This is a genomic window from Parafrankia sp. EAN1pec (genome assembly GCF_000018005.1).
Lineage (GTDB): Bacteria > Actinomycetota > Actinomycetes > Frankiales > Frankiaceae > Parafrankia > Parafrankia soli.
The window spans coordinates 4,214,460-4,236,786 of record NC_009921.1; the positions used below are offsets into that span (position 1 = coordinate 4,214,460).

The window sequence follows — 22,327 nt, forward strand, 5'->3', positions numbered from 1 at the left end:
GAGCTTGGACGATCTAGCGAAGGTCGACACATGAACGAAGATCGAGGAGCGCTGGCGGCGCTGCTGCGGCCCATCCGGGGGCGGCTGTGGCTCGCCACCGCGGCGCAGGGCGTCTCCGCGGCCGTGAGCGTCGTGCCCTTCATCGCCGCCGCGGAGCTGGGGCGCGTCCTGCTCGACGACGGCCCGGTCGATCACGGGCGCGCCTGGGCGATCACCTGGGTCGGCGTCGCGGCCCTGTTCGCGCGGCTGGTCCTCCTGGCCGCGGCCGGCGGGGTGAGCCACTTCGCGGACAACCGGCTGCAGCTCGACATCCGCCGGCGGATCGTCGGCCACCTCGGCCAGGTGCCGCTGGGCTGGTTCTCCGAACGCAACTCCGGCACGGTCAAAAAGGCCGTCCAGGACGACGTGACGACCATGCACCACCTGGTCGCGCACTCCCGGCTGGAGATCACCGCGGCGACCGTCGTGCCGTTGACGACCCTGGCCTACCTGTTCTGGGTCGACTGGCGGATGGCGCTGGTCACCCTCGCTCCGCTGATCGTCGGCCTCTACTTCTACGGGCGGAACCTCGCGGCCGTCGGCGCCCAGCTCCAGCCGTTCGACGAGGCCACGCGGGCCATCAGCGCGAGCACGGTCGAGTTCGTCGACGGCATCGCCGTCGTGAAGATCTTCGGCCGGGCGCGCGGCGCGCACGAGCGCTTCACCCGGGCGGCCGACGACTACTCGACCTTCTTCAAGGGCTGGGTCACCTCGACGATCGGCCTGCGCGCGATCTCGGAGATCCTGCTCTCCCCGGTGGTGGCGCTGCTCACCGTCCTCGTCGGCGGCGCGCTGCTCGTCACGAAGGCCGACATGGCGCCCGTCGACCTGCTGCCGTTCGCGCTGCTCGGTGCTGGCCTGGCCGCGCCGATCCTCGCGCTCAGCTACGGGATCTACAACATGCGCACCGCCCACCAGGCGGCCGCGAACGTGACGGGCGTGCTGGCCGTGCCCCCGCTGCCCGTCGCCACCGAGCCCGACGTGCCCGCCGGCAACGATGTCGTCTTCGAGGACGCCCGGTTCTCCTACGACGGGGAGACCGAGGTCCTACGGGGCATCGACCTGACCCTGCGCCCCGGGACGATCACCGCGCTGGTCGGGGCGTCGGGCTCCGGCAAGTCGACCCTCGCGTCGCTGGTCCCGCGCTTCGGTGACGTCACCGGCGGCGCGATCCGGGTGGGCGGGGTCGACCTGCGCGACGTCGCCCCCGACGAGCTGTACCGCCGGGTCGCCTTCGTCTTCCAGGACACCCACCTGCTGCGTGACTCGATCGCCGACAACATCCGGCTGGCCCGGCCGGAGGCCGATCTCGACGAGGTGCGCGCCGCCGCCCAGGCCGCGCGCATCGACGGCCGCATCCGCGAGCTGCCCCGGGGCTACGACTCCGTCATCGGCGAGGACGGCCAGCTCTCGGGCGGCGAGGCGCAGCGGGTCGCGATCGCCCGCGCCCTGCTCGCTGACACCCCCGTGATCGTGCTGGACGAGGCGACGGTGTTCACCGATCCCGAGGCCGAGGCCGACATCCAGGACGCTCTCTCCGAACTGACCAGGGAGAAGACGGTGCTGGTCATCGCCCACCGGCTCGCCACGATCGTCGCCGCCGACCAGATCGTCGTTCTCGATGACGGCGCGATCGCCGAGCGGGGCACCCACACCGAGCTGGTCGCGGCGGGCGGTGTCTACGCCCGGATGTGGACGGCGCACGAGCGCGCCGCCGACCCGCACGCACGTCCCGGCCCCGCCATCCCGGCGCCCGGCGTTCGCGGTGCCCCTGGCGGCGTTCGCGGTGCCGCGGGCGTGCTGACCGGAACGGAGGAGGCCCGGTGATTCGGCGGCTGTTCAACCTGCTCGGCCCGGAGCACCGGGGCGAGCTGCGGAGCCTGCTCGGCTGGCTCGTCGGCGCGGCCGTCCTGCAGGGCGTCGCCTTCGTGCTGCTGGTGCCGATCCTGCGCGCGCTGCTCGGCGACGACCCGAATGAGGTCTGGCCCTGGATCTGGGCGCTCGCGGCGACGACGGCGGGCTACGGGTTCGCGCATCGGGTGGGCCTGTTGGCCAGCGCCGACGCGGGCGCCGGCCTCTCACGCACCGTGCACCACCGCATCGGCGACCGGGTCGCGGGCCTCCCGCTCGGCTGGTTCTCGGCCGACCGGACGGCGGCGGTCAACCAGCTCGCGACGCGGGACGTGATGGACGTCATGGGCGTGTTCGCGCACCTGCTGCGGCCACTGCTGACCGGTTTCGTGACCCCCGGTGTCGTCGTCGCGCTGATGTACGTCTTCGACTGGCGGCTCGCGCTCGCCGCCACGCTCACCGTCCCGATGCTCGCACTGGTCTACCGGTGGAGCACCCGGCTCGCCCACCAGGCCGACGCCGCCAGCGACGCCGCCCAGGTGGACGCCGGCGGGCGGGTGCTCGAGTTCGCCCGGGCCCAGCGGGTGCTACGGGTGTTCGGCCGCGGGGCGACCGGGTCCGCCGCCCGGGCGCTCGACGAGGCCCTGGAGCGGCAGCGGGCGGCCGGGCACCGGCAGTTGCGGGTGGCGGTGCCGGGGCTGATCGGTTTCGCGGTCGCGGTCCAGGCCGCGTTCACCGTGGTGATCATCCTCGGCACCTACCTCGCGCTCGACGGCTCGCTGGACGCGCCCACGCTGCTCGCGGTCCTCGCCCTGGCGGCCAGGTTCATCGAGCCCGTCGCGGAGGCCGCGGCGCTGGGCACCGAGCTGCAGAAGGCCAGCCGTGCCCTCGAGCGCATCGAGAACCTGCTCGCCCTGCCGACGCTGCCGCAACCGGCGGCCCCCCGGCACCCCGAGGGCACCGGCATCGAACTCGACAACGTCGTGTTCGGGTACGAGGGCCGCCGCGTGCTCTCCGGGGTGTCCGCCCGGCTGCCCGAGGGCACGATGACCGCGCTGGTGGGCCCATCGGGCTCCGGCAAGACCACGATCACCCGGCTCATCGCACGTTTCTGGGACACGGACTCGGGAGCCGTGCGGATCGGCGGGGTCGACGTCCGGGAGATCGATCCCGACGAGCTGATGTCGCTGATCTCCGTGGTCTTCCAGGACGTCTACCTGTTCGAGGGCAGCATCGAGGACAACATCCGGGTCGGGCGTCCCGGGGCGAGCGCCGAGCAGGTGCGCGAGGCCGCGCGGCTGGCCCGGGTCGACGAGATCGTCGCGCGGCTGCCCGAGGGCTGGGACACCCGCGTCGGGGAGGGCGGCAGTGCCCTGTCCGGCGGCGAGCGGCAGCGGGTCTCCATCGCCCGCGCGATCCTCAAGGACGCCCCGATCGTGCTGCTCGACGAGGCGACGTCCGCGCTGGACCCGGAGAACGAGCAGGCCGTCCAGGAAGCTCTGGCCGCGCTGGCGAGCAACCGCACGCTGCTCGTGATCGCGCATCGGCTGGGGACGGTGATGGCGGCCGACCAGATCCTCGTCCTGGAACGCGGGCTTGTCGTCGAGTCCGGAACCCATGCCCAGCTCATCGGGACCGGCGGCCGGTACGCGGCCTTCTGGCGCCGCCGCCGCGGCGCCGAGGGCTGGCGTCTGGCGCCCGGCGCCGTTCCCACCGGTGAGTCCGCGCTCGCCCGTCTTCCCCACCCGGCCGCGGGCCGCTAGGAACCCGAGGTCACTCCCGCCACCGCCCGCGGGACGCCGTCGGGCCGACCCCCCGAGCGCCGCCTCGCCCTCCCGAGAACGGTTCCCCATGCGTAAATGGCTGACCCTGATCACGGTCTCCCTGAGCACCTTCATGCTGCTGCTCGACGTCACGATCGTCAGCGTCGCGGTGCCGGCGATGGCCCGCGCGCTCGACTCCTCATTCACTGATCTGCAGTGGACCGTCGACATCTACGTCCTGGTGCTCGCCGCGCTTCTGATGGCGATCGGGTCGGCGTCCGACCTCCTCGGCCGCCGCAAGGTCTTCCTGCTCGGGCTGGTCGTCTTCGCGGCGGCCTCCCTCGCCTGCGGGCTGGCCCCGAACACCGGCTTCCTCATCGCCGCCCGGGGGGTGCAGGGGCTCGGCGCCGCGGCCATGTTCGCCACCAACGCCGCGCTGCTCAGCGCCACCTACCGCGGCCGCGACGTCGGTGTCGCCTTCGGGGTGTGGGGCGCGGTCAACGGCGCCGCCGCGGCGCTCGGCCCGATCGTCGGCGGCCTGCTCACCGAGCACGTCAGCTGGCGGGCCATCTTCCTGGTCAACCTGCCGGTCGCGCTGATCGCCATCGTGATCGCCCTGCGCTCCGTCGCCGAATCGCGGGACCGGATGAGCGGCCGGATCGACATCCCCGGCACCGTCACGTTCACGCTCACCGTCTCGCTGCTCATCTACGGCCTCATCGAGGCCGGTGACAAGGGCTGGTCGGATTCGGTCACCCTCGGGTGCCTCGCCGGCGCCGCCGTGGCCCTGGTGGTCTTCGTCCTGGTGGAACGGGGCCGGCGCGCTCCCATGCTCGAGCCGCGGCTGTTCCGCGGCCCATCGTTCTCCGCGCTCATGGTCGGCGGCTTCGTGCTGACCGGGGCAGCCTTCGCGAACCTGGTGTTCGTGTCGGTGTGGGCGCAGACCGTCCTCGACTTCGACCCGGTGAAGGCCGGGCTCGTGCTCACCCCGTTGGCGGGGGTCTCGTTCGTGGTCGCCGGCGCCGGCGGCCGGCTGCTGCACGGCGTGCCGCCGAGGTACTCGATCGGGGCGGGCCTGCTGCTGGTCGGGGTCGGTACGTTCCTCGACATGATCATCGCTCCGTCGTCGGGATGGACCGCGCTGCTGGCCGGACTGATCGTCACCGGCGTCGGGGTGGGGCTGGCCTCGCCGGCGCTCGCCTCCGCAGCGCTCACCACGGTGCCCCCCGAGCGCGCGGGGATGGCCAACGGCGCCATGAACACGTTCCGCCAGCTCGGGTTCGCCGTCGGCATCCCCGTCTTCGGCACGGCCCTGGCCGGGCAGGCCCGGGCCAGCCTCAGCGACAGCGGCCAGTTCGACGACCCGCAGGCCACCGCCAGCGCGCTGTCCGGCGGCGGCGCGCCGGAGATCATCGCCCACGTCCCCGCGGCCGCTCGCGCCGCGGTCGACCAGGCCCTGCACGCCGCGTTCGCCGCCGGCCTCGACCGTGTCTTCCTGATCAGCGGCATCGCCGGGGTGGTAGCCGGTGCCGTGGTGCTGCTGCTCGTCCGACCGGAACAGGCGGCCGCCCGCGCCGCGGCGGACGACGGCCCGGCGGACGCGGTGCCCGGAGGCCCCGCGATCCCGTCGCCCGGGGACGGCAGCCAGGTGCCGACGGGGGCGAACGGCTGAGGAGGGGCCGCGGTCAGGGCCCGGGAGGTGGGGCGGCGAGCAGCCCGTCCCGCAGCTCCCGGACCTGGTCGGCCACCGCGCCGACGGCACCCCGGTCGTGGCTGATGAACACGGCGGCCAGGCCGCGCTCGGTGACCAGGCCACGGACCAGCCCGCAGATCGCGCTGGCTGACACGGGATCCAGCGCCGACGTCACCTCGTCGCAGATCAGCAGGTCCGGAGCCGTGGCGAGGGCCCGGGCCAGGGCGAACCGCTGGCGCTGGCCGCCGGAGAGCCGCTCCGGGCGGCGGGCCGCCAGCTCGGGGTCGAGCCCCAGATCCGCGAGCAGCGCGGCGACCTCCTCGCCCAGTCCGCCCTGCCGAGCGTCGCCCGCGGCGAGGGCGTAGGCGCGGGTCACCGCCTCACCGACCGGCCGGCGCGGGTTGAGAGACGTGTACGGGTCCTGGAAGACGTAGCCGATCCGGCGGCGCTGCGGCGGCGGGCGGTCCGTCGCCGCGGGTGCCAGCGGCACTCCGCCGAGCTTCACGGTCCCGCCGTCCCACGGGTGCAGGCCGATGACGGCACGGGCCAGCGTGGTCTTCCCGCTGCCGGAGACACCGACGACGCCGACGCATTCGCCCCGCCGCACGGTCAGGTCGACACCGCGCAGCACCTCGGCCCGGCGGCGTGCCGTCCCGGTGGAGACCCGCAGCCCGGCGACACGCAGCGTCACCGCGTCCGGCCCGGGGGAGAGGGAGGGAACAGCGGCGGGCCCGGGCTCGGGCCCGGCCGCACGCGGCGACGCCTGTGCCGGTGGCTGCGCCGTCGCCTGCTCCGGTGGGTGGCTCAGCCGCCGGCTGGCGGTGCTCAGCGCCCGGGCCGGGCCGGTGCGCGGCCGGTCGAGGACGTCGCGGGGCGCTCCCCGCTCCACGAGCCGCCCGCCGTCCAGCACGACGAGCTCCGGCGCGCCCGGCAGCGCGGCAACGGCCGCCAGGTCATGGCTGACCAGCACGAGCGAGAACGAGCGCCCCGCCCGGCGCTGCTCGATCAGGGCCAGCAGGGCGGCCGCCTGGTCGGGGTCCACGTTCGCGGTCGGCTCGTCGAGGACGAGCACGTCCGGCTCGCCGGTCAGCGCCAGCGCGAGCAGCAGCCGCTGACGCTGCCCGCCGGAGAGCTGGTGGGGATACCGCGCGAGAAAGGTCGGATCGTCGGGCAGCCCGACCGCGCGCAACGCCGCGGCGGCCCTCGCCCGCGCGTCCGCCCGACGGCCGCCGACGAGGCGGATCATCTCCGACAGGAGCGCTGAGACGCGCATGGTCGGGGTGAGCGAGGCCGCCGGATCCTGGGGCAGGTAGCGGATCCGGTGGCGGCGCAGCTCCCGCGCGCGGGATGCGCGCCGGGTGAACACGTCGACCCCGCCGATCGTCACGCCGCCCGAGGTCCGGGTCAGGCCCGGCCCGAGATGGCCCACCAACGCGAGCGCGAACGTCGTCTTGCCCGCGCCGGAGGTGCCGACGACGGCAAGGGTCCCACCGGCGGGCAGGTCACAGGAGACGCGGTGGAGGACCGCGCGCCCGCCGGCCGCGGCGATGCTCAGATCGGTCACGACGACGTCCGCGGCGGGCCCCTCGGAGCCCTCGGGGGTGTGGCCGACGTCCGGTGCGCCGGTCGTTCTGGTGGTCATTCCCGGTTCGTCCCGTCGGAGTGGGTGATCAGCCAGTCGCTGATCAGGTTCGTGCCCACCGCCAGCATCGTGATCGCGAGGGCCGGGGCCAGCACGCACCAGGGCGCGACCGTGATGCCCGCGCCGTTCTCGTTGATCATCTGGCCCCAGTCCGGAGTCGGCGGCTGGGGGCCGAAGCCCAGGAAGCCAGCCGCGCTGATGATGATGACGGCCTCGACCATCCGCGTGCCGGCATCCGCGACGATGATCGTCCGGAGGTTGGGGAGCAGGTCGCGGCTGAGGATCTGGCGGGTCGGCGTCCCGCACAGGACCGCCGCCTCGACGTAGGGCTCCGTGACGAGCGCGCGGGTCGCCGCGTAGACGACCCGCGCGGTGGGCGGCGTGAGGACGACGACGATCGCGGCGAAGGCGGCGAGACCACCCACGCCCAGCGCGCTCGCCGCCGCGGCCAGGACCAGCACCGCGGGGACGGCCAGGATGACGTCGAACACCGCCAGCACGGCCCGGGCGCCGCCCCGGCCCAGCCAGCCCGCGAGCAGGCCCGCGGTGACGGCGAGCAGCTGGGCGGAGACCACCGCGAGGATCGTGATGAGCAGCAGGCTCCGGCCGCCGACGAGCATGCGGGAGAGCACGTCCCGGCCCAGCAGGTCGGTTCCGAGCGGGTGCGCCCCGCTCGGCCCGGTGAGCGGGCCGGAGACGCTGGCGGTCGTCGGGTAGGGGTGGACGAAGATGCCGACGAGGGTCGTCAGCACGGGTACGCCCAGGACGAGGAGACCGATCACCAGCCCGGTGCGCCCGCGGAAGTGCTGACGTTCGGCGGAGGGCTCGCTCACAGGGTTGTCCGAGTCCGGGGGAGCAGGAGCCGGACGGCGCCGTCGGCGACGGCGCTCATCGTTACCACGAACGCGGCCACCACGATCGTCACCGCCTGGATGACCGGGACGTCCCGCTGCGAGACGGCGGTCTGCAGCACGTTGCCCACCCCCGGATAGCCGAACACTATCTCGACGACGACGACGTTCGTGACCATCGCGATCATGGTCAATGCCCCGGCCTGGCACAGCACGGGCAGCGCCGCCGGGAGGATGTGCCGGGCGACGACCCGCCGGTGCGGGATGCCGCGCAGGCGGGCCGCGAGCGCCCAGGGCATGGCGGCGGCGTCGAGCACGCTCGCGCGGACCAGGCGCGTCACGTAGGCGAAGGAGCTGAGCGTCAGGGCGGTCGCGGGCAGCACCAGCAGCCGTGGCTGGAGGATGGCCGGGCGGGTGGGATCGACCAGCGCGAGCGCGGGCAGCCAACGCAGGTTGACGGCGAACAGCAGCACGAGCAGGGAACCGGTGACGAAGGCCGGAACGGCCGACACCGTGAGCGAGAACATGAGCAGCAGCCGGTCCACGGCCCCGCCGGGCCGCAGGCCCGCGGTCACGCCGGCCAGCGTGCCGGTCAGCAGCACCGCGGCCAGGGCGACGGCCGCCAGCGTCAGGCTGTTCACCATCGGCCGCGACAGCAGGGTGTCCACCGGCAGGTCGTTCACCTGGGACCGGCCCAGGTCGCCGTGCGCCAGCCCGGAGATCCACCGCAGGTACCGCTCCCAGACCGGGTGGTCGAGTCCCAGCCGGACATGCTCCGCATGGAGTTGCTGTTCCGTGGCGTAGGGACCCAGGCGGGCGCGCACGTTGTCACCGGGCAGCGCGGACATCGCGGCGAAGGTCACGACGGACACCCCGAGGACGACGGCGAAGGCCCCGGCCAGCCGCCGGACGGGCGACGGCACGCGGCCGGCCACCGCTCGCGACCCGGCCGGCGGAGTGCTCACCCCGTGCGGTGGATGAAGACCAGGTCCGGGATGCCGAAGTTGGGACTGGAGTCGACGCCCCCGACGGACGGCGCGGCGGCGACGAGCCTCGGCGCGAACCCCCACACGAGGTCGGAGCCGGAATCCCAGAGCTGCTGCTGCAGGCCGTCGAACGTCGCTTTGCGCTTCGCGGCGTCGAGCTCGCCCACTCCGTCGGCGAACCCGGCGTCCCAGTCGGGCTTGCGCCAGCCGAAGTTGAACGGGCCGTCGGACAGGTAGACCAGCGGGGCCATGTCGGTGAACGCGCCGACCTGGGCGAACGCCACGCCCGACGCCTTCGCCCACTCCTCGGGCCGGGCGAAGTAGACGTCCGGCGGGATGACCTCGACCTTGATGTCGAAGCCGACCTCGCGGGCCTGGTCGGCGAGGAGCTGGGTCGCCTCGACGAGACCCGGGCCGATGGGCGAGGTCAGCAGGGTGGCCTTGGCCGGGGTGGCCACCCCGGCCTCCTGCAGGAGCGATTTCGCCTTCGCGGGGTCGTGCGGCCGCTGCGGGATCGAGCCGTTGTAGTTCGGCAGGCCCTTGCCCCACAGGTCGTTGCCGACGGAGCCGAATCCGAACAGCGTGGTGTCGACGAGCTTCTGGCGGTCCACCGAGTACCGCAGGGCCTGCCGGACGCGCTCGTCGTCGAACGGCGGCGCCGCCATGTTCAGGAACCAGGCCAGGCCCTGCTCGGCCGCGCCGCGGTGGATCGTGATCGCGCGGTCCTCCCGCAGGGTCGAGGCGTCCAGGTAGGCGATGTCGTCGGCCCAGTCCACCTGGCCCGCCCGCAGCGCGGACAGCCGCGACTTCGCGTCCGGCGCGGCCACCAGCTCGATCGCGTCCAGGTAGCCCCGGGCGTCGCCGTCCCAGTAGTCGGTGCGCCTGCGCAGGACCGTCCGCTGGCCGGGCACGAACGAGGCGATCTCGTAGGGCCCGCTGCCGACGACGTCACCGAGCTGAGACGCCGGCTTGCCCTCCGGCATGATCACCAGGACGACGCCGCTCACCCGGGCCGGCAGGTCGTACACGGGGGCGGTCAGCGCGATGGTCGCGGTGCGCGCGTCCGTCGCCTTGCTCTCCTTCGGGTCGAACGCGGCGATCGCGGCGCCGCTCTCGGTGCCGGTGAACGTCGCGAAGCTGGCCAGCACGTCGGCCGTCGTCAACGGCCTGCCATCGGAGAAGGTGATCCCCGGCTTCAGCTTCAGCGTCCAGACGGTCGCGTCGGCGTTGGGCGTCAGGCTCTCGAACAGGCGCGGGGAGACCGAGCCGTCCGGGTGGGCGTCGCCGAGGCGTTCGTACACCGCGAGGCCGCGCACCGAGCCCAGCACGTCGTGGCCTTTCACGATGTCCAGGGTGTCGGCCGGACTGCTCGCGAACGCGGCCCGCAGTTTCCCGCCGCGGCGCGGGGCCGCTGTCGCCCCCGCCGCGCCCGTGCCCGCGCCTGGTGCGGCGGGGGCGTCGTCGCCACAGGCCGCGAGCAGTGCCGGCGCCGTGAGGGCGCCGACGGCGAGCAGGCCGGCACGCCCGAACGCGCGACGGTTGAGAGCAACGTTCATCGAGGTCTTCTCCCGGGGGCCCGTGCCGCCCAACCAGCGGGCAGCTAAGGGTCACCTTATGCATAGACCATTCGCTTAAGGAAGTCCTTAGTTGTATCTGGCCTGGGTTGACAGGTAGGCGTGCGACGATGGTCACGTGGGGGCACCGGGCGAGGACGGCGACATCGCGGGCTCCGCGGAGTCCGGCGCCGAGCATCTCGCCCGGGCGGAGCCGCCTGCGCGCCCGTCCGCGGGGCTCGGCCGCTACGGCCACCGGCGGCCGCGGCGGGGCCTGACCCGGCAGGTGGTTGTCGACGCCGCCCTGCGCGTCGTCGCCCGCGACGGTCTGGACGGGCTCACCATGCGGGCCGTCGCGGTGGAGCTGAACACCGCGACGACCTCGCTGTACCGGCACATTGCCGACCGGGACGCGCTGCTGACCGCGATGCTCGCGAGCGTCGCGTCGGGCCTGCCGGTCGCCGTGCCGGGCCGGACGCCACTGGAACGGGTCGCGGCCCGCCTGGTCGGGGCGCACGACCTGCTGGCCGACTGGCCCTGGGTGCCCTACGTGCTGGTCACCGGGCAGTACGTCGCCGCGGAGTCGCTCGCCTTCGACGAGGCGAACCTGGCCGACCTGCTCGCGGCCGGGCTCGACGTGCCCGCGGCCGCGCTCGCCTACCGCAGCTGCTGGCACCTGCTGGTGGGCGAGCTGCTGGACCAGCACGCCGCGCCGGCCGCGGCGGCGGCCCGACGTCTGCGGCGGGCCGCGATACCGGTGGTCGACCTGCCCGCCCTGGCCCAGGCCGGCCCCTTGCTGACCGACGCGGAGGGCGACTCTTTCGCCCACGGCGTCGCGCTGCTGCTGCGAGCCGTGGTTGCCGGGGCCCCGTCCGGGCCGTGACACGGCGCCTGCGGTCCACCGTGTCTCATTATCCGTCGGTCGTGGGTTCGAGCCCCACCCGCCCCACCACGATGCGTAACAATGCCCTGACCTGGGCAAATAGGTAAGTTTTACGAGATCTGATCGTTGATCGAATAGAGGATGTCCAGGTCGGGGTGTTGATCGTCTGATTCGATTCCCAGACGCACCGACAAGTCTCGACTACGAGGCGTAGTGGCAGGAGATCGGTCAAGGGACGTCGGCCGGCGGCGTTCGAACTGCTTTCCCGGACGCAGCTGTGACTGGCTGGGAACGGCTCGTGTCGACCATTGAACTTCCAGTCCGGCCGCGATCCCTCGGCCGGCGCCAGGTATGCAGCTTGCGTCTCCTGGTCGTAGGACCACGGTTCTGGTCGTTGCTCAGCTGCCAGCTTTGAGTATCTCGTAGAGAACGGTCCAGTTCTCGGTGCCGCGGCCCGCGGTGACGGCCTGGTCGTAGTGCGCCTTGACGGCTTTGGGTAGCCGTGTGTCGATGCCGGCCTTCTCACTCGTCCATACGATGTGGTTCGCTGTGGCGCCCATCATCCGCGCCGTGCTGAGGTCGCCGGGGTGTTCGCCGGCCTCCAGGCGCCGGGCCAGGTCCCGTCCGTCTCCGATCATGGCCGGGATGTCGGTGAGGGTGTTCAGCGCGCCGGGTAGGAAGTCGGCGGCCGGGACACCGGCGGCGGTGACGAGCGCGGTGGCGTGGAGCAGGCTTGACAGGGCGGTGAGGAAGACGTCGAGGTGCGCCTGGTAAAAGAGCTGGGCCAGGCCTGGGTCCTCTCCGAGGTACCTGGGCTCGCCGATCGGTCTGAGTGTCGGTTCGTGTACGTCGAACACCGCGCGGGGCCCGCTGTAGAACACATGTGCCCCTGGGCCTCCCACGGCGGGAGCGGGCACCATCACGCCTCCTGTCACGAAGCTCGCTCCGTGTCCGGCCGCCCATTGCGCCGCATTCCGGGATGCGTCGGGCGTGTCCGAACTGAGATTGACCAGGACCTTGCCGGCAAGAACACCGGAGGGTCGCGAACTCTCGGCGACCGGGCCGAGGATGTCGTACATCGCCTGGTAGTCGGTGAGGCTGAGGATGGTCAGCTCACTGGCGGCAACCGCGGCTGTTGGTGTGGGCGCCAGCGTGGCGCCCCTGGCAATGAGGTCGTCGGCGCGTCCTGCGGTGCGGTTCCATACCGTCACCGGATGGCCGGACCGCAGCAGGGCCGCGGCCGTCGCTCGGCCCATCGGGCCAAGGCCGACGATCGTCACGGAGGACAGACCGCCCTCGCCGCTCATCGGGACTTCCTGAGCTCTTCGAAGATGCGGGCGGTGCCCTGCCTGCCGTACCCGGCGGCGATCTGCCGGCGCACGATGTCAAGTACGGGCCGCAGCACCTCGGCATTGACGCCCTGGTCGAGGCTGGCCGTCACCAGCGAGTCCAGCGCGGCTTCAGTGAACTCAAGGCTCTGCTGGCCCGCCCCGGCGTAGTCTTCGGCGTCTACTGTCGCGGCGAGGCCGGCCAGCTGGCCGGTCATGGCGGCGAGGAAAGGCGTCTGCCGTCGGGCGAACTCGGCTGCCGACACGCCTTCGACACCGACCATCGCCGCGCCGTGCAGAAAGCCAGCGAACATCGTGTACATCCCGACGAGCATCGCCATGTCGCGGAGCGAGGCGATACCGGGGTCGGTCCCGAAGTAGTCGCTCTGCCCCCACAGATCGAGCAGTTCCCGGTTCTCCTCGAAGGCGGCCTCGGGGCCGCTGTAGAAGATCGCCGTACCCGGACGGCCGATCATCGCGGGTACGGCCATGATCGCGCCGTCGAGGTAGGTGATGCCGTACTCTGCCGCCCATGTCGCAAGCTCGCGAGACTGGTTCGGTGTCGTCGTCGTCAGATTGATCACGGTACGCCCGGCCAGACGTGCGGCGACAGGATCGACCACCGTGTGCACCGACTGATGGTCGAACAGGCACACGACGACCACCCCGTCGCCGGTGATCGCCTCCTCGACGGTCTCGGCGACGGTGGCGCCACGCTCGCCCAGGGCCTGTGCTCTGCCTGGAGTGCGGTTCCACACCACGGATGGTCGGCCGGCGTCGAGAGCCGCGGCGGCGAGCGCGCTGCCCATCGCGCCCAGGCCCAGGAAGGTCGTACGGGTCGTCATGGATTGTCCCTTGCTCCGCTTGGTGGTCTGACTGGCGTGCCGTCCCGACCCTCCGCCTGATCCTTCCTCTCCGGCAAGTACCTACAATTTTGTTCAATACTTACCAGGAAGTAAGTGGCCAGCTGAGGCGGGGTGGAGGGTCTGATGGCGACGAGCGCGAGGCGCGGTCCCTACGTCTGCGGGATGGACGCCGGTATGGACGTGGTGTCAGGGAAGTGGAAGTCGCTGATCCTCTGGGAGCTGAACAACCACGGAACCCGGCGGTTCGGAGAACTGCGGCGCGGCCTTCCCGGCGTCAGCGAGAAGATGCTCATCCAGCACCTGCGCGAAATGGAGGAGGACGGCCTGGTCCACCGCGAGGTGTATCGCGAGGTGCCTCCCCGGGTCGAGTACTCCCTCACCGAGCACGGCACATCGCTCAACGAGGCCCTCCGTCTGCTGGGTGAGTGGGGGACGCGACGTTGCGAGCGCCTCGCCGCCGAGGACGCGCTCACGTCTACGTCACCAGCCGCGCCTCGCCAAGCGTCACCCACCATGCCGGTGTACCCGGGTCAGGCGATCATGTGATCCGTCGGTCACGGGCTTGACCTTGACATGGTGATAGGGCTTCCACTGGGTGCCGGAGGTGGTCCTGATCAACACGACAAGCGGAACCCCGCTGAACACCCGCGTGGCCAATGCTCTGGGCGCCAAGGACTCGTCGGTCCGGCTTCAGGCGGCCCTGGCGGTCGGCTCGAACCCCGACCCCGGCCTCCTGGAGACGCTCGTCGAGCGGTGCGCGGTCGAGCCGGACTTCTTCGTGCGAGACATGCTGTCCTGGGCGCTGACCCGCTTCTCGCCGCGGATCACCCTGCCCCGGATCCGCCAGGAACTCGACTCCGAGCGCACTCAGGCCCGCAGCCAGGCGTTGCACACGCTCAGCAAGATCGGCGACAGGGGCGCGTGGGCCTGGATCACGCGTGACATGCTGCGCGACGCCGACGACGAGGTCGCGCGGACCGCGTGGCGCGTCGCGGTCGCCCTCGTACCCGAGGACGAGAAGAAGGACCTGGTCGACGACCTGGTTGTGCAGCTCGGCCGCGGCGACCGCAGTGTGCAGCTGAGCCTGAGCCGGGCACTCGTCGACCTCGGCGACGTGATCGAGCCCGCCCTGGAGAAGGCCGCGGCGAATCCCGACCCGGCTGTGGCCGCGCATGCCCGTGCCACCGCGTTGCTCCTGCGGGACCCGGAGACCGGTTTCAACGCGGCCATCGATGAGGCGAGGCGGGTCATCGCACTCGGCCCGGAACGAGCCGCTGCTCCCGCCGCAGCCGCGGCGGGAGTCGCCGAGCCTTCGAAGGCTGCCTGCGTCGCGGCGATCGGCGAGCCCACGGAGACGACCGAATCGGCGGGGGCTGTGGATGCGGTGGAGGCCGTGGATTGCTGATCGGCGACGTGTCCCGCCACTCGGGGGTGAGCACCCGGATGCTTCGGTACTACGACGTCCTCGGCCTGGTGCGACCGACCGGTCGCACCAGCGGCGGCTACCGTGAGTACTCCGCCGAGGACGTCCGGAGGATCTTCCACGTGGAGAGTCTGCGGTCCCTCGGGCTCTCGCTCAAGCAGATCGGGCGTGCGCTGGAGGATCCGGCCTTCACACCGTCCGCCCTGGTCAGCGATCTCATCCGGTGGACCGAAGACCGTTTGGAGCGGGAACAGGAGCTGCTCGAGCGGCTCCGCGCGATCGACGCGTCGGCGCCCACCGGCTGGCAGGACGTCCTGCGCATCGTCGAGTTCATCCAGGGGCTCGACTCGACCAGCGCTGCGCGCAGGCAACAGTCCGTCCTGACCCGACCGGAGGGCGTGTCCGTTCCCGCCGAACTGCTGGTCAAGGCGGTCCTGGCCGAATCCGACCCCAACGTCGCGGGCGCTCTGCGCTGGGCGCTCGCCCGATCGGGCGCCGACGGCGTGGCGGCGCTGGCCGCCGGCGTGCACTCGGAGAATGTCGGCATCCGGCAGCGCGCGGTGCGGGCGATCGCCGAGATCTCCGAGGCCCCGGGTGCGACCGCTGTGCTTGCGGACGCGCTCGGGGATCCGGACACAACGGTGCGCAGACACGCCGCGCTGGCGCTGGGCAGGCGCGGTGTGACCGCGGCCGTGCCGGTACTCGTCGGCATGGTGGTCGAGGGCGTCAACGACGTCGACGCGGCGGAGGTCCTGGGAACGCTGTCCCTGGACCCCGGCTGCGCGGACCGGATCATCGGCGCGCTGGTAGACAAACTCGCCGCGCACGCTGCGGACTCCGCGGTGCGGATACGCCTGGCCCAGACGCTGGTCGAGCTGCCGGGGACCGCCGCGCGGGAGGTCCTGCGCCAACTGACCCACGACGGCGACCGCACTGTCGCTCTTGTCGCCTCGGTCTTCGTCGAAGCTGTCGAAGAGCGGTCCCCTGAAGGCCGAGGCGACGAGGATTCCTGAAAGCGCGCGACCGAGGTGTGGACCGGAATGCCCAGAACCCGTCGGCAGGTCGCCAGCCGTGGTCCGGCGGGTTGCCGCAGACACCGCACCGCCGGTCGGCCGCGCAATGCCCGGCGCGGGTCAGGCGTTCTCGGTGGTGGGGTGGCCGCCGGGGCCGTTCCAGTCGACGAGCTGGACGATGATGCCGTTGGGGTCGCGGACCTGGAAGGCGCGCTCGCCCCATTCCTCGACCGTCAGCGGCATCGTGATGGCCACGCCTTCGCCCTGAAGCCGGGCGAGTTCGCCCGCCAGGTCGTCCACCACGAACGCGAGGATCAGCCCTGTCGCGTGGTCGTCGCGCTGGTCGGCGGGCAGGGTCGGCAGCCCGCGGCGAAGGTAGACGACGTTCATGCCGGCGTCATCGCGGCCGAGGGAGGCGAAGCCGTCGGCCGCCATCAGTTCCGTGAAGCCGAAGTGCCTGGCGAGGAAGGCCGCCGAAGCGGCGACGTCGTCGACGTTCAGCGACACCGCGGACGAACTGATCTTCACGGGGGATCCTCCGAGACCTCGTGCGACTAACTCTGTACGTGGTACAAAATACATTGTACAGAGTACAGTGGACGATGATGGCTACGTGACGGCTGAACGATCGGGCGCCGGTGATCCGGCCCGCACACTGGCTCTGCTGTGGGGAGAGGCGTCGACGGCATCCCGCCGGGGGCCGAGCCGGGCGCTGGACCTCGCCGCCGTGGTCAGGACCGCCACCGATCTTGCCGACCAGGGGGGCCTCGCTGCGGTGACGATGCGGGCCGTCGCCCGTGCCTTGGGCGTGGTCCCCATGACGCTCTACACCTACCTGCCGGGCAAGGAAGAGCTGCTGGACCTGATGCTCGACGCGGCCTACGCACGGATGCCGCGCACGGACACCGCCGGCGCGCCGTGGCGGGAGCGGCTCACCGCCGTCGCCGACGAGAACCGCGCCCTGTTCGCCGCGCATCCCTGGGCAGCCGAGGTCTCCACCCTGCGCCCTCCCATGGGGCCGGGCCTCATGGCCAAGTACGAGCATGAACTGTCCGCCTTCGACGCCCTCGGCCTCTCCGACACCGAAATGGACGACTGCCTGACCTACCTGCTGTCCTTCGTCCAGGCCAACGCCCGTGCGGCCCGCGAAGCGACCAGCGCGGCGGCTGGCCCCGACGGTGACGACACGCGGTGGTGGGCGCGGGTCGGCCCCCTCCTGGCCCGCGTGCTGGACGAGCAGCGCTATCCGCTCGCCAGCCGAGTCGGCACGGCCGCAGGCCAGGCACACGGCAGCGCCCACGATCCCGACCACGCCTACCACTTCGGCCTTGCCCGTCTTCTCGACGGCCTGGGCCCCCTCATCGAACGTTGCTGACCGGACGGCCCCCGCTGGTCCGCCGTACAGGGTGTGTCGATAGTTGCGGCGTGGATGTTTCGAGCACCTAACGGGCAGTGTCGACGTCGAACTCGTACGGGAATGGGAGAGTTTGCTGGTCGTATCGGCGTTCTCTGGGTGCCGCCTGTTCTATGACGTGCTTGGTCGTATGCCCTTCGCTCGGTCGTGGCGTGCCGTCGAGAGCTGGGACGGGCAGGTTCCGAATCTGGGCCGGGCGGCTAGCCTTGAGTCGCGAAACGACCTTGGGGGGCCGTGGTGGGGGATCTCGATGAGGCGGCGGCTATCTTCATGGGCGTGCGGCCACGCCTGTTCGGGATCGCGTACCGGATGCTCGGTAGCGCCAGCGAGGCGGAGGACCTGGTGCAGGACGTCTGGCTGCGCTGGCAGGCGACCGACCGCAGCGTGGTGAAGAGTCCGGGCGCCTTCCTGGCGACGACCACGACCCGGCTGGCCATCAACGAGCTGCAGTCGGCGCGGGTGCGGCGCGAGACGTACATCGGGCCGTGGCTGCCGGAGCCGGTCGACACCAGTGCGGATCCGTTCCTGGGGGCCGAGCGTGGGGAGGCGCTCGAGTTGGCGGTCCTGATGCTGATGGAGAAGCTCACCCCGCAGGAGCGCGCGGCGTACGTGTTGCGGCAGGCGTTCGACTACCCGTACCCGCAGATCGCCGGCATCCTGCAGTCCACCGAGCCGGCCGTACGGCAACTGGTCAGCCGGGCCCGCAAACACGTCACCGGCGAGCGGAAGATACCGGTGCTCGAGACCGCGCAGCGCCAGCTGCTGGCCACCTTCCTTGAGGCCGCCCGCGCGGGTGATCTCGAGGCGCTGGAGAAGCTGTTCGCGGCCGACGTGGCGAGCATCTCCGACGGCAACGGCGCCCGGCAGGTTTCCCGCAAGGTGGTGTCCGGCGCGGCCCGGGTGGCGAAGTACATCGCGGCGTTCTCCACTTGGTTCTGGGATGGCGTGGAGCTGCAATGGGTCACCACGAACGGGCAGACGAGCGCCATCATGCGTCGCGGTGACACGCTCCTCGGAATGGTCACGATCGTCGCCTCCGAGGCGGGCATCGAGCAGCTGCTGTGGATGTTGAATCTGGAGAAGGTCGCCGCCGTGGCCGATGTCACAGAATAGGTGCCTGCCCTGTCTGTACTCGTGATGGCGAGAGACAGGGACGAAGATGCGGACGATCCTGATCGTTGGCGGCGGGTACGCCGGCTTCTACACGGCTTGGAAGCTGGAGAAGAAGCTTCGCCGGGGTGAGGCGCGGGTGATCGTCGTCGATCCCCGGCCGTACATGACCTATCAGCCGTTCCTGCCCGAGGTGCTGGCCGGCTCGGTCGAGGCGCGGCACGCCGCCGTCTCGCTGCGCCGGCACCTGCGGAGGGCCGAGATCGTCGCGGGGCGGGTGACCAGGGTCGACCACGCGCACAAGACGGTCACGGTACGTCCGGCCGTGGGTGCGGAGTACCCGCTCGAGTACGACATCATCGTCGTGACCGCGGGCGCGGTGACCCGTACCCTGGCGATCCCCGGCGTGACCGAGCATGCGATCGGGAAGAAGCACGTGGAGGAGGCCGTCGCGATCCGCGATCGGATGCTGACCGCCTTCGACGACGCCGCCATCCCCGACCTTGCCGCGGAGCGGCCCGGCGTCTCGACGGTGCCCAACGCCCAGCACGCGGTGCGCCAGGGCAAGCTGCTGGCCCGAAACCTGATCGCCACGCTGCGCGGGCGGGAGCCCCGACCGTACGTGCACCACAGCCTCGGCGTGGTCGCCACACTCGGCCTCGGCCTCGGCATCTTCCAGTTCCACCGCCTGGTCATCAAGGGCTTCCCGGCCTGGCTGATGCACCGCGGCTACCACGCGCTCGCGGTGCCAACCTGGGAGCGGAAAGTCCGAGTGCTCGCGGTCTGGGCGACCGCTGTGCCGTTCGGCCGGGACATCGTCTCGCTGACCTCGGTGCAGCACCCCCGGGAGGCATTCCTGGCCGGTGCCAACCCCCGCATGCCCGAGCCCGCCGAAACGGCGGATGCCCGGGTGGACATTGTCACGGCAGGCGATGCCCCGCGTTCATGACGACGCCGTACGCCGGCTCGCCGCGGCCTGCCGAGCGGGCGACGGCGTCGCGATCGAGGCCGTCCTCGACCCGGACGCCGTCGCCGTGTGCGACAGCGGTGGCCACGTGCCCGCCCCGCTCCGACCCGTGCACGGAGCAGCCCAGATCGCCCGGCTGATCCAGGCCCTGCTGCCCGGAGCCGACCTGACCGTCGAGAGCGTCAACGGGCGTGCCGCCCTGCTTGTCCGCCGGGCCGGCACGGCCGTGGCCGTGATCGCCGTCGGCTGCCACGAGGACCGGGCCACGACCCTCTGGGCCGTGCTGAATCCCGCCAAGCTGCGGGGCTGGCACCGCGGCTGAGCCTTGTACTGACAGGACATGGTTCCGGACGCCGAGTGGCGTCAGCGTTGAGGCATGAAGAAGGTAACCATGCAGAACACCATTGATCTGACCGGACGACTCGCCGTGGTGACCGGAGCGAGCAGCGGCCTTGGATTGGGTCTGGCGACCCGCCTGGCCGCGGCCGGCGCCAAGGTTCTCCTGCCGGTCCGCGATGAGGCCAAGGGCGAGGCCGCACTGAGCCACATCCGCGCCGAAGCGCCCGGTGCGGACGTGTCGCTCCGCGAACTCGACCTGGCCTCGCTGAAGTCGGTGGAGGCCCTGGGCGACACCCTGAACGCCGAGGGCCGGCCGATCCACATTCTGATCAACAACGCCGGGCTGATGACGCCTGCCACGCGGCACACCACCGCCGACGGCCTGGAACTGCAGTTCGGGACCAACCACATCGGGCACTTCGCGCTCACCGGCTGGCTGCTGCCGCTGCTGAACGCCGGCCACGCCCGGGTGACCACGATGACCAGCAGCGCGGCCCGGCACGCCAAGCTCAACTGGGAAGACCTGCAGAGCGACCAGGCGTACGCGCCGATCCGCGCCTACAACCAGTCGAAGCTGGCGAACCTGCTGTTCGCACTCGAACTCGACCGGCGCTCCCGGGCCGGGGGCTGGGGGATCGTCAGCAACGCCGCACACCCCGGCACCACCCTGACCGGCCTGTACGCCGCCGGACCCAACCTGGGCCGGGAGAAATCCTCGCCGATCGAGGCCGCCATGAAGCGCCTGGCCCGCTGGGGCGTCCTGGTCCAGGGCGTCGACCGGGGCCTGCTCCCGGCCCTGTACGCGGCCACCAGTCCGGACGCCGAGGGCGGCCACTTCTACGGTCCGGACGGCTTCGGCCAGTTCACCGGCGGTCCGGCCGAGCTGGAGATCTACCGCCCGGCACGCGACGAGGACGCGGCCACCAGGCTGTGGGACGTCTCGCAACGTCTCGCCGGCGTCGAGTTCGCGGCGGTGTGAGCATGGACCGCGCCCGGCTGGCCGAATACCTGCGTACCCGTCGTGAAGCCCTGCAACCGGAGGACGTCGGCCTGCCCCGCGGGCGGCGCAGGCGCACCCACGGCCTGCGCCGCGAGGAGGTGGCCGTGCTGTCCGACATGTCGATCGACTACTACAGCCGCCTCGAACAGCCGCGCGGTCCCCATCCCTCCGAGCAGATCCTCGGTGCGCTCGCCCGCGGGCTGCGCCTGTCCATGGAGGAGCGTGACCATCTCTTCCGGCTCGCCGGGTACGCCACCCCGCGCCGCTCCACAGACGACCACGTCAACCCGGGGATGATGCGCATCTTCGACGGTCTGCGAGATGCCGCGGCGCAGGTGGTGAGCCCGCTCGGCGAGACCTTGCTGCAGACCCCGCTGTCCGTCGCCCTGATCGGCGACGAGAGCGTCCACCAGGGTCTCGCGCGCAGCCTGCACTATCGCTGGTTCACCGACCCGACGACGCGGCTTCTCCGGCCCGCGGAGGGGCCGCTCATCGTTGCGGACCTGCACGGGTCGCACATCCGCGACGGCGAGGATTCCCGGGCGGGCGCGCTGGTCGGCGCGTTGCTCGAGGAAAGCCCGGAGTTCGCCGGGCTCTGGCGTGGGCATCCTGTGGCGAGCCGCTACTGCGGCCCGGTCCAGCTCGTGCACCCGCAGGTCGGGCCGATCGACCTGCACTGCCAGCGGCTGATCGACCCGGACCAGTCGCAGCAACTGGTCGTCTACACCGCACAACCAGGCAGCGAGAGCCACGAGAAACTAGAAGTCCTGAAAGTGATCGGCGGCCAGCACCTCGACGAGGCGCTGACCGCCGATCTCGGCGACTAGCGGGTCAGCCAGTCGCGGTAGGAGGTCTTCGCGAGGACTGCGCCCTCCGGGGCGATCAGGACATCGCCGGGCACCGCGCCGAACATGCCGGCGGCCGGGTCGACGACGACCGTGCGCTTGTCGCCCTTGGCAGCCAGCGCGGCCCGGCCCCACTCGTCGAGCGTGAAGACCTCGGGGCCGGCCACGTTCCGGGTGCCCTGCAGCGGCGCGCCCACGGCGACCTCGGCCACCGCCTTTGCGACGTCGGCCGACGCCATCGGCTGCACCGGCGTGCCGGGCAGCCGCACCGTTTCTCCGTCGGCGGTCCAGGACAGGATCGCGTCGGCGAACTCGAAGAACTGGGTGGCGCGGATGATCGAGTACGGCACCGGGCCCGCCTTCAGGATCTCCTCTTGCAGCGCTTTGGCGCGGTAGTAGGCGAGGTCCGGCACCTGGTCCACGCCGACGATCGACAGGATCACGGCGTGGCCGACGCCCTCGCGCTGCGCGGCCGCCAGCAGATTTTCCATCGTCGTCCGGAAGAAGTCGGCCGAGGCCTCGTCGAAGGTCGGCGAGTTCGTCAGGTTCAGCACGACGTCGGCGTCCTTGAGTCCGGTGTCGAGGCCCTCGCCGGTGAGCAGGTCCACCCCGTTCGACGGCGACAGCGGCACCGCCTCGTGCCCCTCCGCCTGAAGGATCTTGACGACCTGCGAGCCGATGAGCCCGGTACCACCCAGCACGGCGATCTTCATGTCTCACACCTCTGTCTCGGTCGGGAGGCCGGGCGTTCACCCGGCTAC

General features: G+C 71.9%; 21 protein-coding genes. 13 read left to right on the forward strand and 8 right to left on the reverse strand.

Annotation, left to right across the window (positions count from 1 at the left end; genetic code table 11):
* Window positions 1–30: 30 nt before the first annotated feature.
* The 3 genes from FRANEAN1_RS17175 to FRANEAN1_RS17185 all read left to right on the forward strand — a co-directional run bounded on the left by FRANEAN1_RS17175 (window position 31) and on the right by FRANEAN1_RS17185 (window position 5,325).
* Complete coding sequence (locus FRANEAN1_RS17175) at window positions 31–1,866, forward strand: ABC transporter ATP-binding protein (protein WP_020461091.1); 1,836 nt, start codon at window positions 31–33, stop codon at window positions 1,864–1,866.
* The gene (locus FRANEAN1_RS17180; protein ID WP_020461092.1) at window positions 1,863–3,653 is read left to right on the forward strand and encodes an ABC transporter ATP-binding protein; all 1,791 of its coding nucleotides are present in this window, start codon (window positions 1,863–1,865) and stop codon (window positions 3,651–3,653) included. Before FRANEAN1_RS17175 ends, FRANEAN1_RS17180 begins: the two co-directional genes overlap by 4 nt.
* 88 nt (window positions 3,654–3,741) lie before the next feature.
* Window positions 3,742–5,325, forward strand: a complete 1,584-nt coding sequence (locus FRANEAN1_RS17185; RefSeq protein WP_020461093.1) for an MFS transporter — start codon at window positions 3,742–3,744, stop codon at window positions 5,323–5,325.
* A 13-nt stretch (window positions 5,326–5,338) separates the two neighbouring features.
* Here the strand turns inward: FRANEAN1_RS17185 and FRANEAN1_RS17190 are convergent, their stop codons facing one another.
* Genes FRANEAN1_RS17190 through FRANEAN1_RS17205 form a run of 4 tightly spaced genes read right to left on the reverse strand, consistent with a single transcriptional unit; the run spans window position 5,339 to window position 10,381 of the window.
* On the reverse strand, window positions 5,339–6,988 hold the full coding sequence (locus tag FRANEAN1_RS17190) for an ATP-binding cassette domain-containing protein (protein ID WP_020461094.1): 1,650 nt from the start codon (window positions 6,986–6,988) through the stop codon (window positions 5,339–5,341).
* The gene (locus tag FRANEAN1_RS17195) at window positions 6,985–7,821 is read right to left on the reverse strand and encodes an ABC transporter permease (RefSeq protein ID WP_020461095.1); all 837 of its coding nucleotides are present in this window, start codon (window positions 7,819–7,821) and stop codon (window positions 6,985–6,987) included. The genes FRANEAN1_RS17190 and FRANEAN1_RS17195 overlap by 4 nt, the downstream gene beginning before the upstream one ends.
* The gene (locus tag FRANEAN1_RS17200; RefSeq protein ID WP_041256063.1) at window positions 7,818–8,762 is read right to left on the reverse strand and encodes an ABC transporter permease; all 945 of its coding nucleotides are present in this window, start codon (window positions 8,760–8,762) and stop codon (window positions 7,818–7,820) included. The genes FRANEAN1_RS17195 and FRANEAN1_RS17200 overlap by 4 nt, the downstream gene beginning before the upstream one ends.
* Window positions 8,763–8,800: 38 nt before the next feature.
* On the reverse strand, window positions 8,801–10,381 hold the full coding sequence (locus tag FRANEAN1_RS17205; RefSeq protein ID WP_020461097.1) for an ABC transporter substrate-binding protein: 1,581 nt from the start codon (window positions 10,379–10,381) through the stop codon (window positions 8,801–8,803).
* A 136-nt stretch (window positions 10,382–10,517) separates the two neighbouring features.
* Between FRANEAN1_RS17205 and FRANEAN1_RS37200 the strand changes: the two genes are divergently transcribed.
* Window positions 10,518–11,261 carry a TetR family transcriptional regulator gene (locus FRANEAN1_RS37200; RefSeq protein ID WP_020461098.1) on the forward strand — a complete coding sequence of 248 codons (744 nt, stop codon included), beginning with the start codon at window positions 10,518–10,520 and terminating at the stop codon, window positions 11,259–11,261.
* Window positions 11,262–11,659: 398 nt separating this feature from the next.
* Here the strand turns inward: FRANEAN1_RS37200 and FRANEAN1_RS17215 are convergent, their stop codons facing one another.
* Window positions 11,660–12,568: an NAD(P)-binding domain-containing protein gene (locus FRANEAN1_RS17215; protein ID WP_020461100.1), complete on the reverse strand. Its 909-nt coding sequence runs from the start codon at window positions 12,566–12,568 to the stop codon at window positions 11,660–11,662.
* Window positions 12,565–13,434: an NAD(P)-binding domain-containing protein gene (locus FRANEAN1_RS17220; protein WP_020461101.1), complete on the reverse strand. Its 870-nt coding sequence runs from the start codon at window positions 13,432–13,434 to the stop codon at window positions 12,565–12,567. The genes FRANEAN1_RS17215 and FRANEAN1_RS17220 overlap by 4 nt, the downstream gene beginning before the upstream one ends.
* A gap of 144 nt (window positions 13,435–13,578) precedes the next feature.
* On the opposite strand from FRANEAN1_RS17220, the gene FRANEAN1_RS17225 reads away from it, so the two are divergent.
* Genes FRANEAN1_RS17225 through FRANEAN1_RS17235 form a run of 3 tightly spaced genes read left to right on the forward strand, consistent with a single transcriptional unit; the run spans window position 13,579 to window position 15,891 of the window.
* On the forward strand, window positions 13,579–14,001 hold the full coding sequence (locus FRANEAN1_RS17225; protein WP_020461102.1) for a helix-turn-helix domain-containing protein: 423 nt from the start codon (window positions 13,579–13,581) through the stop codon (window positions 13,999–14,001).
* 49 nt (window positions 14,002–14,050) lie between these two features.
* Window positions 14,051–14,860 (forward strand): hypothetical protein, encoded by an 810-nt coding sequence (locus FRANEAN1_RS17230; protein ID WP_020461103.1) that lies wholly within the window; start codon window positions 14,051–14,053, stop codon window positions 14,858–14,860.
* Complete coding sequence (locus FRANEAN1_RS17235; protein WP_020461104.1) at window positions 14,854–15,891, forward strand: HEAT repeat domain-containing protein; 1,038 nt, start codon at window positions 14,854–14,856, stop codon at window positions 15,889–15,891. The genes FRANEAN1_RS17230 and FRANEAN1_RS17235 overlap by 7 nt, the downstream gene beginning before the upstream one ends.
* A 120-nt stretch (window positions 15,892–16,011) precedes the next feature.
* Here FRANEAN1_RS17235 and FRANEAN1_RS17240 read toward each other — a convergent pair whose 3' ends face one another.
* The gene (locus tag FRANEAN1_RS17240; protein WP_020461105.1) at window positions 16,012–16,419 is read right to left on the reverse strand and encodes a VOC family protein; all 408 of its coding nucleotides are present in this window, start codon (window positions 16,417–16,419) and stop codon (window positions 16,012–16,014) included.
* Window positions 16,420–16,504: 85 nt separating this feature from the next.
* Here FRANEAN1_RS17240 and FRANEAN1_RS17245 point away from each other — a divergent pair, with 85 nt between their 5' ends.
* The 6 genes from FRANEAN1_RS17245 (at window position 16,505) to FRANEAN1_RS17270 (ending at window position 21,548) form a co-directional block, all read left to right on the forward strand.
* Window positions 16,505–17,266: a TetR/AcrR family transcriptional regulator gene (locus FRANEAN1_RS17245; RefSeq protein WP_020461106.1), complete on the forward strand. Its 762-nt coding sequence runs from the start codon at window positions 16,505–16,507 to the stop codon at window positions 17,264–17,266.
* A gap of 276 nt (window positions 17,267–17,542) precedes the next feature.
* Window positions 17,543–18,418, forward strand: a complete 876-nt coding sequence (locus FRANEAN1_RS17250; protein ID WP_020461107.1) for a sigma-70 family RNA polymerase sigma factor — start codon at window positions 17,543–17,545, stop codon at window positions 18,416–18,418.
* A 46-nt stretch (window positions 18,419–18,464) separates the two neighbouring features.
* A complete protein-coding gene (locus tag FRANEAN1_RS17255) occupies window positions 18,465–19,364 on the forward strand; it encodes an FAD-dependent oxidoreductase (protein WP_020461108.1) in 900 nt (299 codons plus the stop codon).
* Window positions 19,348–19,704 carry a siderophore-interacting protein gene (locus tag FRANEAN1_RS17260; protein WP_020461109.1) on the forward strand — a complete coding sequence of 119 codons (357 nt, stop codon included), beginning with the start codon at window positions 19,348–19,350 and terminating at the stop codon, window positions 19,702–19,704. The genes FRANEAN1_RS17255 and FRANEAN1_RS17260 overlap by 17 nt, the downstream gene beginning before the upstream one ends.
* 54 nt (window positions 19,705–19,758) lie before the next feature.
* Window positions 19,759–20,700, forward strand: a complete 942-nt coding sequence (locus tag FRANEAN1_RS17265) for an SDR family oxidoreductase (RefSeq protein WP_041254304.1) — start codon at window positions 19,759–19,761, stop codon at window positions 20,698–20,700.
* A gap of 2 nt (window positions 20,701–20,702) precedes the next feature.
* Window positions 20,703–21,548, forward strand: a complete 846-nt coding sequence (locus tag FRANEAN1_RS17270; protein WP_020461111.1) for a helix-turn-helix transcriptional regulator — start codon at window positions 20,703–20,705, stop codon at window positions 21,546–21,548.
* On the opposite strand, the gene FRANEAN1_RS17275 is transcribed toward FRANEAN1_RS17270, so the two are convergent.
* The gene (locus FRANEAN1_RS17275) at window positions 21,545–22,279 is read right to left on the reverse strand and encodes an SDR family oxidoreductase (protein WP_020461112.1); all 735 of its coding nucleotides are present in this window, start codon (window positions 22,277–22,279) and stop codon (window positions 21,545–21,547) included. The genes FRANEAN1_RS17270 and FRANEAN1_RS17275 overlap by 4 nt on opposite strands.
* Window positions 22,280–22,327 lie beyond the last annotated feature (48 nt).